The organism is Streptomyces sp. NPDC028314 (assembly GCF_055565795.1).
The window spans coordinates 107401-116416 of the sequence record NZ_JBVHTP010000004.1 but is presented as its reverse complement, the minus strand read 5'-3'; the positions used below and the strand labels follow the sequence as shown (position 1 = coordinate 116416).

11 protein-coding genes and 1 pseudogene are annotated in these 9016 nt (G+C 70.0%); 3 read left to right on the top strand and 9 right to left on the bottom strand.

Going from position 1 to position 9016, the window contains the following annotated elements:
- Window positions 1-17: 17 nt before the first annotated feature.
- The 4 genes and pseudogenes from rdgB to ACZ4TG_RS11440 all read right to left on the bottom strand — a co-directional run.
- On the bottom strand, window positions 18-626 hold the full coding sequence (gene rdgB / locus ACZ4TG_RS11455) for an RdgB/HAM1 family non-canonical purine NTP pyrophosphatase (RefSeq protein WP_468161675.1): 609 nt from the start codon (window positions 624-626) through the stop codon (window positions 18-20).
- Between the two features lie 30 nt (window positions 627-656).
- Window positions 657-1055: a hypothetical protein gene (locus ACZ4TG_RS11450; protein WP_468161673.1), complete on the bottom strand. Its 399-nt coding sequence runs from the start codon at window positions 1053-1055 to the stop codon at window positions 657-659.
- Window positions 1056-1228: 173 nt separating this feature from the next.
- Complete coding sequence (gene rph / locus ACZ4TG_RS11445; protein WP_468161671.1) at window positions 1229-1963, bottom strand: ribonuclease PH; 735 nt, start codon at window positions 1961-1963, stop codon at window positions 1229-1231.
- Between the two features lie 96 nt (window positions 1964-2059).
- Window positions 2060-2299, bottom strand: a pseudogene (locus ACZ4TG_RS11440) (PTS sugar transporter subunit IIB); the annotation flags it as partial.
- Window positions 2300-2521: 222 nt separating this feature from the next.
- Here ACZ4TG_RS11440 and ACZ4TG_RS11435 point away from each other — a divergent pair.
- Entirely contained in the window at window positions 2522-3823 is a 1302-nt protein-coding gene (locus tag ACZ4TG_RS11435; RefSeq protein WP_468161669.1) for a PTS transporter subunit EIIC, read from the top strand.
- A gap of 315 nt (window positions 3824-4138) precedes the next feature.
- Entirely contained in the window at window positions 4139-5395 is a 1257-nt protein-coding gene (locus ACZ4TG_RS11430; RefSeq protein WP_468161667.1) for a PTS transporter subunit EIIC, read from the top strand.
- Between the two features lie 75 nt (window positions 5396-5470).
- Here ACZ4TG_RS11430 and ACZ4TG_RS11425 read toward each other — a convergent pair whose 3' ends face one another.
- Entirely contained in the window at window positions 5471-6223 is a 753-nt protein-coding gene (locus ACZ4TG_RS11425) for an MBL fold metallo-hydrolase (RefSeq protein WP_468161665.1), read from the bottom strand.
- Between the two features lie 204 nt (window positions 6224-6427).
- On the opposite strand from ACZ4TG_RS11425, the gene ACZ4TG_RS11420 reads away from it, so the two are divergent.
- Window positions 6428-6847 (top strand): hypothetical protein, encoded by a 420-nt coding sequence (locus tag ACZ4TG_RS11420; protein ID WP_468161663.1) that lies wholly within the window; start codon window positions 6428-6430, stop codon window positions 6845-6847.
- Between the two features lie 171 nt (window positions 6848-7018).
- Here the strand turns inward: ACZ4TG_RS11420 and ACZ4TG_RS11415 are convergent, their stop codons facing one another.
- The 4 genes from ACZ4TG_RS11415 to ACZ4TG_RS11400 all read right to left on the bottom strand — a co-directional run bounded on the left by ACZ4TG_RS11415 (window position 7019) and on the right by ACZ4TG_RS11400 (window position 8941).
- Window positions 7019-7969 (bottom strand): PLP-dependent cysteine synthase family protein, encoded by a 951-nt coding sequence (locus tag ACZ4TG_RS11415; protein WP_468161661.1) that lies wholly within the window; start codon window positions 7967-7969, stop codon window positions 7019-7021.
- Window positions 7969-8256: a MoaD/ThiS family protein gene (locus tag ACZ4TG_RS11410; RefSeq protein ID WP_468161659.1), complete on the bottom strand. Its 288-nt coding sequence runs from the start codon at window positions 8254-8256 to the stop codon at window positions 7969-7971. Before ACZ4TG_RS11410 ends, ACZ4TG_RS11415 begins: the two co-directional genes overlap by 1 nt.
- Window positions 8257-8333: 77 nt before the next feature.
- Entirely contained in the window at window positions 8334-8441 is a 108-nt protein-coding gene (locus tag ACZ4TG_RS11405; RefSeq protein WP_311736929.1) for a putative leader peptide, read from the bottom strand.
- Between the two features lie 77 nt (window positions 8442-8518).
- Complete coding sequence (locus ACZ4TG_RS11400) at window positions 8519-8941, bottom strand: M67 family metallopeptidase (RefSeq protein ID WP_468161657.1); 423 nt, start codon at window positions 8939-8941, stop codon at window positions 8519-8521.
- Between the last annotated feature and the right edge of the window lie 75 nt (window positions 8942-9016).

Below are 9016 nucleotides of genomic sequence, written 5' to 3'. Positions count from 1 at the left end.
CTTCGGCGTGTCCGGCGTCAGCCCAGGAGTTCGCGGATGACCGGGACCAGGGCGCGGAAGGCCTGGCCGCGGTGGGAGATGGCGTTCTTCTCGGCCGCGGTGAGTTCGGCGCAGGTGCGGGTGTCGCCCAGCGGCTGGAGGATCGGGTCGTAGCCGAAGCCGCCGGTGCCGGCCGGGGTGTGGCGCAGGGTGCCCAGGAGGCGGCCTTCGACCACGCGTTCCGTGCCGTCCGGGAGGGCGAGGGCGGCGGCGCAGGCGAAGTGGGCCGCGCGGTGCTCGTCGGCGATGTCTCCGAGCTGGGCCAGGAGCAGGTCGAGGTTGGCCTTGTCGTCGCCGTGGGTGCCTGCCCAGCGGGCGGAGAAGATGCCGGGGGCGCCGTTCAGGACGTCCACGCAGAGGCCGGAGTCGTCCGCGACCGCGGGCAGGCCGGTGGCCTGGGCGAGGGCGTGGGCCTTGAGGAGGGCGTTCTCGGCGAAGGTGACGCCGGTCTCTTTGACGTCGGGGATCTCCGGGTACGCGTCCGCGCCGACCAGCTCGTGGGGCAGGCCGGCGGCGGACAGGATGGCGTGGAGTTCGGTGATCTTGCCCGCGTTGCGGGTGGCGAGGATCAGGCGCGGCGAGGTCATGGGCCGATTATCCCGTGCCGCGCGGTCCGGTCAGCCCGGGGTGCAGACCTTGGAGATCTCGGAGGCCGCGTCGGCGACCGGCTTGATGTCCGGGTTCGCGTTGCCGTTCTCGATGGAGGTGCGGACGTTCTTGACGGCCGTGGTCATCGAGTCGATGGCCTTGCCCAGGTCGGTGTTGTCCGTCTGGTCGCCGATCTTCTTCAGGTTCGCGTCGATCTGGTTGAGGGCGTTCTGGGCGTCCTGCGGGCTGTTGCCGGCCTGCGAGACCGCCTGTTGGAGGTCGTTGGCGCTGTCCGCTATGGCCACGGCGGTGCTGGCGCAGTCCATGGCCGTGGAGATCGCGTCGCAGGAGGCGAGGGCCGGGACGGCGAGTACGGCCGCCACGGCGACGGCGACCATGCGGTGCTTCGGCTTGGGCGAAGGCTTCATTCGGGTCCCCCCGGAGGCGTGGATACGGGCGTGGGTATGTGGACGGGCGCACGGTGGTGACACCGTGCGCCCGTACCTTCTCAGACGCCGGGCGGGGCCCGGCGGTTGCCGCCGCTGCTGCCGCTGCGGTGCAGTTGCCGCTTCGGTGCCGCTGCCGCGGCGGTGGACGCCCGCTACGGCGTCTGGAGCTCCAGTGCGCCGAGCTGGAGGGCCTGGAGGTCGGCGCAGCCGCCGGCGGCGAGGTCGAGGAGCGCGTTGAGTTCCTTGCGGTCGAAGGGCTCGCCCTCGGCGGTGCCCTGGACCTCGACGAAGCGGCCGTCGCCGGTGCAGACGACGTTCATGTCGGTCTCGGCGCGCACGTCCTCCTCGTAGCAGAGGTCGAGGAGGGGTTCGCCGTCGACGATGCCGACGCTGACGGCGGCGACGGTGCCGGTGAGCGGCTTGCGGCCGGCCTTGATGAGCTTCTTCTGCTGGCCCCAGGCGACGGCGTCGGCGAGGGCGACGTAGGCGCCGGTGATGGCGGCGGTGCGGGTGCCGCCGTCGGCCTGGAGGACGTCGCAGTCCAGGACGATGGTGTTCTCGCCGAGGGCCTTGTAGTCGATGACGGCGCGCAGCGAGCGGCCGATGAGGCGGGAGATCTCGTGGGTGCGGCCGCCGATCTTGCCGCGGACGGATTCGCGGTCGCCGCGGGTGTTGGTGGAGCGGGGCAGCATCGAGTACTCGGAGGTGACCCAGCCTTCGCCGCTGCCCTTGCGCCAGCGCGGGACGCCTTCGGTGAAGGAGGCGGTGCAGAAGACCTTGGTGTCGCCGAAGGAGATGAGGACGGAGCCCTCGGCGTGCTTGCTCCATCCTCGTTCGATGGTGACCGGGCGGAGCTGTTCGGGCGTACGGCCGTCGATGCGAGACATGCTCCGAGCCTAGTCCCTGCGGCGTAACGCGAAGACCCCGTCCGGGTGCGTCCGGTTCGGGGCCGTCGGGTGGTGGAGCGAGCCGGTGGGCTCAGCTCACATCATGTCTTCGATGTCGGCGGCGATGGGGTCGGCGTCGGTGCCGATGACGACCTGGATCGCGGTGCCCATCTTGACGACGCCGTGGGCGCCGGCGGCCTTGAGCGCGGCTTCGTCGACCTTGCTGGGGTCGATGACCTCGGTGCGCAGGCGGGTGATGCAGCCCTCGACCTCTTCGATGTTCTCGATACCGCCGAGCCCGGCGACGATCTTCTCAGCCTTGGTGGCCATGTGTGTCTCCCTGAGTGTTACGAAGAACGAGTCTCGGCGGCCAGGTACATGGTTCCGGCCCGTGCGGTTCGCTTTGTCACGTTAACGCACGGTTGGCCCATCTACGCGAGCACATGGCTGGTATCTATCGAATGATAACGATCAACAGCAGCCTGCCCACAACTGGTCTACACCAGTGTGCCGCACGTGCCCCGGCTGCCAAAAACGGGCCGGTCAGGGAGGACGCCGATGAGTGCGAGCAGCGCCGCAGCAGTGCCACGGCAAAAGTGGTGGAACGGCTTGTTCCAGGGACTGCAGAAGATGGGGCGGAGCCTTCAACTGCCGATCGCCGTACTGCCCGCGGCGGGGATCCTCACCCGGCTGGGCCAGAAGGACGTCTTCGGCTCGGAGGGGCTGAACTGGACGGGCGTCGCGAAGGTGATGGCGGGCGCGGGCGAGGCACTGCTGGACCCCGACCTCGGCCTGCCGCTCCTCTTCTGCATCGGCGTCGCGATCGGGATGGCCAAGAAGGCGGACGGCTCGACCGCCCTCGCAGCCGTGGCGGGCTTCCTCGTCTACCGGGGGGTGCTGCACGCGTTCCCGAAGGCGTGCCCGGCGGGGAGCCGGAACATCGGGGGCGGCTGTCTGGCGCCCGGCGACACCTTCACCGGGTTCACGTACCAGAACCCGGGGGTCTTCGGCGGCATCATCATGGGCCTGCTGGCGGCCTGGTTCTGGCAGCGCTACCACCGGGTGAAGCTGGTCGACTGGCTGGGCTTCTTCAACGGCCGCCGCCTGGTGCCGATCATCATGTCCTTCATTGCGATCGCCTTCGCCGGGCTCTGCCTGTGGATCTGGCCGCCGGTCGGCGACGCGCTGGAGAGCTTCTCCGACTGGCTGATCGGACTGGGCTCGTGGGGTGCGGGCATCTTCGGCGTGGCCAACCGCGCGCTGCTGGTGATCGGGCTGCACCAGTTCCTCAACGTGCCGATCTGGTTCCAGTTCGGCTCGTTCACCGCGAAGGACGGGAAGACGTACCACGGCGACATCAACATGTTCCTGAACGGGGACCCGGACGCGGGCCTGTTCCTGTCCGGCTTCTTCCCGATCATGATGTTCGCGCTGCCCGCGGCCGCGCTGGCGATCACGCACTGCGCCAAGCCGCAGCGGCGCCCGGAGGTCGGCGGCCTGATGTTGTCGGTCGCCCTGACCTCCTTCGTCACCGGGATCACCGAGCCCCTGGAGTACTCGTTCCTCTTCGTGGCGCCGGCCCTGTACGCGGTGCACGCGGTGCTGACGGGCGCATCGATGGCGGTGACGTGGGCGCTGGGCGTGCACGACGGCTTCAGCTTCTCGGCGGGCCTGATCGACTACCTCATCAACTGGAAGCAGGCGACCAAGCCGTGGCTGATCATCCCGATCGGGTTGTGTTTCGCCGCCGTCTACTACGTCGTCTTCCGGTTCGCGATCACGAAGTTCAACATTCCGACTCCCGGGCGGGAGTCGGACGAGGAGATCGCGGCGATGGAGTCGGAGACCACCAAGGCGTAACAGGGGCCGGGCTCCTCGAAACCCCGCGGAACTCCGCGCTCCAACCAGCGCATATCATCATGCTCCGGACTTAAGTCCCGGATTCAAGGCCTTCGGACCCACGCGGTCCGGAGGTCTTGTCTCTGTTGTCCAATCGTGTCCTCCCCCGCGAAAACCATGGGTTCCTTACGCCGACCTCACCGTGCTACAACTGGTCTACACCACTTAGTGGTGTAGACCATGAGGGCTTTTCCGGCCCCCGGTCCCCCATTCCGAGACGCCGCCATCCCCCTTTTCCTTGTCCCCGGGCGGCGCCTTGCCCACTGGAGGAAGACCATGTCCACAGCCACCGCTGCGGAGAAGAAGAAGGGCGCTGGCGTGATGGCCGTCATGCAGCGCATCGGCCGGAGCCTCATGCTCCCCGTCGCGGTGCTCCCGGCGGCCGCGCTGCTCGTCCGCCTCGGCGACAAGGACATGCTCGGCGACCCCTCGCTGCCGGGCTTCCTCACCAAGATCGCCAGTTACATGTCCGCCGGCGGCGGCGCGATCCTCGACAACATGGCGCTGCTGTTCGCCGTCGGCATCGCGATCGGCTTCGCCAAGAAGTCGGACGGCTCCACCGCCCTGGCCGCGGTGACCGGCTACCTGGTCTTCAAGAACGTGCTCGCCACGTTCACCGACTCCAACCTGCCGAAGGTGGCCAAGGCCGTCGACGGCAAGATCGTCATGCTCGACGCCCCGGTCGACGCCAAGGTGCTCGGCGGCGTGGTCATGGGCATCGTGGTCGCCCTGATCTACCAGAAGTTCTACCGGACCAAGCTGCCCGAGTGGGCGGGCTTCTTCGGCGGCCGCCGCCTGGTCCCGATCCTCTCCGCCTTCGCGGGCCTGCTGATCGGCATCCTCTTCGGCCTGATCTGGCCGGTGCTCGGCACGGGTCTGCACAACTTCGGTGAGTGGCTGGTCGGCTCCGGCGCCGTCGGCGCGGGCATCTTCGGCGTCGCCAACCGCGGTCTGATCCCGGTCGGCATGCACCACCTGCTGAACTCCTTCCCGTGGTTCCAGGCCGGCGAGTACAACGGCAAGAGCGGCGACATCTCCCGCTTCCTGGCCGGCGACCCGAGCGCCGGACAGTTCATGACCGGCTTCTTCCCGATCATGATGTTCGCCCTCCCGGCGGCCTGCCTGGCGATCGTCCACTGCGCCCGCCCGGAGCGCCGCAAGGTCGTCGGCGGCATGATGTTCTCCCTCGCACTGACCTCCTTCGTCACCGGTGTCACCGAGCCGATCGAGTTCACCTTCATGTTCATCGCCCCGGTGCTGTACGCGCTCCACGCGGTGCTGACCGGCGTCTCGATGGCCCTGACCTGGGCGCTCGGCATGAAGGACGGCTTCGGCTTCTCCGCCGGCGCCATCGACTACCTGCTGAACCTGGGCAAGGCCACCAACCCGCTGGGCCTGGCGGCCGTCGGCCTCTGCTTCGCGGTGGTCTACTACTTCGTCTTCCGCTTCGCGATCACGAAGTTCAACCTGCCGACGCCGGGCCGCGAGTCCGACGAGGAGCTCGTCGAGCTCCAGAAGGCCGAGGCGAAGTAAGCCCCGCGCACGACGCGCAGAAGCCCCCGCTCTCCCGGAAGGGAGGGCGGGGGCTTCGTCGTGTGCGGCGGGCCGTCAGACCTCGTAGACGGCGCCCGGGAGCGCGAGCTCGGCCGGGCCGCCGTAGGCCTCGCGGGCGTCGGCCAGATTCTGCCCGGCGTCCGTCCACGGCGGTACGTGGGTCAGGACGAGCCGGCCGACCGTGCCGCCGCGCGCGTACTCGCCGGCCTCGCGGCCGTTGAGGTGGAGGTCAGGGATGCTCTCCTTGCCGTGCGTGAAGGAGGCCTCGCACAGGAACAGGTCGGCGCCCTCGGCCAGCTGTCCGAGCTCGGCGCAGGGGCCGGTGTCCCCGGAGTACGCGAGCGAGCGCCCGTTGTGCTCGACGCGGATGCCGTACGACTCGACGGGGTGGCAGACCTTCTCGGTGCGGACCTGGAACGGGCCGATCTCGAAGCTGCCGGACTTCAGGGTGCGGAAGTCGAAGACCTCGCTCATCGAGCGCTCGTCGGGGACGTCCTCGTAGGCCGCGGTCAGCCGCTGCTCGGTGCCCTCGGGGCCGTACACGGGGATCGTGCCGCAGCGCCCGCCCTCGTGCCGGTAGTAGCGGGCGACGAAGTACGCGCACATGTCGATGCAGTGATCGGCGTGCAGATGGCTCAGGAAGATCGCGTCGAGGTCGTAGAGACCGCAGTGGCGCTGGAGCGCGCCGAGGGCGCCGTTGCCCATGTCGAGGAGCAGCCGGAAGCCGTCGGCCTCGACGAGGTAGCTCGAACAGGCCGATTCCGCGGACGGGAACGACCCCGAGCAGCCGACGACGGTGAGCTTCATGGAGCGTGAACCTCCGTGGACGGTCCGTGGACGGAATGCGGGCCGTGCGTGGGTCGAGCGTAAGGCGCGAAACGCCCGGTCGCTCCTCCGCGGCGGGCCGTTGTGGGGGGAATCACCTGTGCTGTCACCCGGGGGAGCGACGGGGGGCACGGACGTTGCCCCGGCTGCCGCGCCGGGGGGCGGCGGCGCGGCTACGGTCGGAATATGGACACGTCTTGGTGGCCCGCCGTGGCCGCGGCGGTCGCCGTGGTGGCCTTGGTGCTGGTCCAGGGGCGGGTCGGGCGGGCCGGGCGGGGTACGGTCCCGCCGCACGGTCCGGGGGCGCCGCCGAGGGTGCGGCCGGGTGAACTGTGGTGCCTGGCGGACGGGCGGCCCTGTCTGGTGCTGGCCGTACGGCCCCACCGGGCGCAGGCCCGGGTCGCGTGGATCACCGGCAAGTACGACGACCGGCGGGCCGGGGTGATCCCGTTGCCGCCGGGAGTGGTGGGGGCGCAGGGGCGCGGCAGCTTCCTGGAGGGGGACCGGCCGGCGGAGGTGTCGCTGTGGGAGTTCGGGCGGCGGCTGGGGATGCTGGACCCGACGGTGTGGGACGAGGTCCGGGGGCTGGGCGGAGGTGCCGGGTGAGCGGGGCGGTGGTGCGGGGCGGTGGTGCGGTAGCGGCGGCGGGGCCGGTGACGCTGCCGACCGCGGTGAAGGACCCGGGGTCGAGCCGTGCCGCACCCCCCGCGGAGCTGCCGGCCGGCCCGGCCTGAAGCCCCGCCCCGCGGCCCCCGGCGCCCCGGGGACCGGGACCGCCTACGCCCAGAGCTGGCCCTGGAGGACCTCGATGGCCTCCTCCGTCGTCGCCGCCGTGTAGACGCCCGTCGACAGGTACTTCCAGCCGCCGTCGGCCACGACGAAGACGATGTCCGCCGACTCCCCGGCCGCCACCGCCTTGCGGCCGACACCGATCGCCGCGTGCAGGGCCGCGCCCGTGGAGACGCCCGCGAAGATGCCCTCCTCGCGCAGCAGCTCCCGGGTGCGGGTGACCGCGTCGGCCGAGCCGACCGAGAAGCGGGTGGTGAGCACCGAGGCGTCGTACAGCTCGGGGACGAAGCCCTCGTCGAGGTTGCGCAGGCCGTAGACCAGGTCGTCGTAGCGCGGTTCGGCGGCCACGATCTTGACTCCGGGGACGTGCTCGCGCAGGTAGCGGCCGACGCCCATCAGGGTGCCGGTGGTGCCCAGGCCCGCCACGAAGTGGGTGACCGAGGGGAGGTCGGCGAGGATCTCCGGGCCGGTCGTGGCGTAGTGGGCGCCCGCGTTGTCCGGGTTGCCGTACTGGTAGAGCATCACCCAGTCGGGGTGCTCGGCGGCCAGTTCCTTGGCCACCCGGACCGCGGTGTTCGACCCCCCGGCCGCCGGGGACGGGATGATCTCGGCTCCCCACATCCGAAGGAGGTCGCGGCGCTCCTGGGAGGTGTTCTCCGGCATGACGCAGACGATCCGGTAGCCCTTGAGCTTCGCGGCCATGGCGAGCGAGATGCCCGTGTTGCCGGAGGTGGGTTCCAAGATGGTGCAGCCGGGGAAGAGGCGGCCGTCCTTCTCCGCCTGCTCGACCATGTGGAGCGCGGGGCGGTCCTTGATCGAGCCGGTCGGGTTGCGGTCCTCCAGCTTCGCCCAGATCCGTACGTCGTCGGAGGGCGAGAGCCGGGGCAGCCGGACCAGCGGCGTGTTGCCGACCGCGGCGAGCGGGGAGTCGTAGCGCATTACTTCGATCCGCCGGCCACGGCCGGGAGGATGGTGACGTTGTCGCCGTCCTTGAGCGCGGTGGAGATGCCGTCGAGGAAGCGGACGTCCTCGTCGTTGAGGTAGACGTTCACGAAGCGGCGCAGCTCGCCGCCCTTGGCCTCGTCGACGATGCGCTCCTGGATGCCCTTGTGACGGGTCTCCAGGTCGGAGAAGAGCTCGGCCAGGGTGGCGCCCTCGCCCGACACGGCCTTCTCGCCGTCGGTGTAGGTGCGGAGGATGGTGGGGATGCGGACCTCGATGGCCATGGCAGGCTCCAGTGTCGTCTAAGCGTGAAGGAGTAGGGGTGCGCGCTTGGGGGCCCCGCGCGGCAGGGCTGTGGTGCTCAGGCAGCAGGACAGATGGCGCTGGCGAGGCGGCACAGGTCGACGTGCAGCCGCGCCACGAGCAGCAGCCTGCCGGGCGTCTCGATGCTCACGTCGTGGGAAACCATGCGGTCATGTTAACGATTCCCGGTCCCCGGTTTGGAGTGTGATCCCACATGACGGACCGCAATCGCTCACATACTGGTCAGTAGGCCTCGACGACCTGCACTTCTTCCTCCGTGATCACGCCTTCGACGATCCGGTACGAGCGGAACTGGAACTCCCCGAGGCCGTCCTGGTCGGCCGTCGAGACGAGCACGTAGTGCGCTTCGGGCTCGTTCGCGTACGTCACGTCCGTGCGCGAGGGGTAGGCCTCGGTCGCGGTGTGCGAGTGGTAGACGATCACCGGCTCCTCGTCGCGGTCGTCCAGCTCGCGGTAGAGCTTGAGGAGGTCCTTGGAGTCGAACTCGTAGAACGTGGGCGAGCGGGCCGCGTTCAGCATCGGGATGAACCGCTCCGGCCGGCCGGTGCCCGCCGGGCCGGCCACGACCCCGCACGCCTCGTCGGGGTGGTCCTTGCGGGCGTGCTCGACGATCCGGTCGTACAGCGCCTGGGTGAGGGTCAGCATGAGCGACAGGATAAGCAGACGGGCCCTCCCGTACCGAGGAGTGGTACGGGAGGGCCCGGATGCTGGACACGCGGC

Excerpts from the sequence above, each read along its gene's own strand:
- rdgB (WP_468161675.1), bottom strand. The coding sequence starts at position 626 with ATGACCTCGCCGCGCCTGATCCTCGCCACCCGCAACGCGGGCAAGATC.
- ACZ4TG_RS11425 (WP_468161665.1), bottom strand. The coding sequence starts at position 6,223 with ATGAAGCTCACCGTCGTCGGCTGCTCGGGGTCGTTCCCGTCCGCGGAA.
- rph (WP_468161671.1), bottom strand. The coding sequence starts at position 1,963 with ATGTCTCGCATCGACGGCCGTACGCCCGAACAGCTCCGCCCGGTCACC.
- ACZ4TG_RS11450 (WP_468161673.1), bottom strand. The coding sequence starts at position 1,055 with ATGAAGCCTTCGCCCAAGCCGAAGCACCGCATGGTCGCCGTCGCCGTG.
- ACZ4TG_RS11420 (WP_468161663.1), top strand. The coding sequence starts at position 6,428 with ATGGACACGTCTTGGTGGCCCGCCGTGGCCGCGGCGGTCGCCGTGGTG.
- ACZ4TG_RS11430 (WP_468161667.1), top strand. The coding sequence starts at position 4,139 with ATGTCCACAGCCACCGCTGCGGAGAAGAAGAAGGGCGCTGGCGTGATG.
- ACZ4TG_RS11435 (WP_468161669.1), top strand. The coding sequence starts at position 2,522 with ATGAGTGCGAGCAGCGCCGCAGCAGTGCCACGGCAAAAGTGGTGGAAC.
- ACZ4TG_RS11400 (WP_468161657.1), bottom strand. The coding sequence starts at position 8,941 with ATGCTGACCCTCACCCAGGCGCTGTACGACCGGATCGTCGAGCACGCC.
- ACZ4TG_RS11405 (WP_311736929.1), bottom strand. The coding sequence starts at position 8,441 with ATGGTTTCCCACGACGTGAGCATCGAGACGCCCGGCAGGCTGCTGCTC.
- ACZ4TG_RS11415 (WP_468161661.1), bottom strand. The coding sequence starts at position 7,969 with ATGCGCTACGACTCCCCGCTCGCCGCGGTCGGCAACACGCCGCTGGTC.
- ACZ4TG_RS11410 (WP_468161659.1), bottom strand. The coding sequence starts at position 8,256 with ATGGCCATCGAGGTCCGCATCCCCACCATCCTCCGCACCTACACCGAC.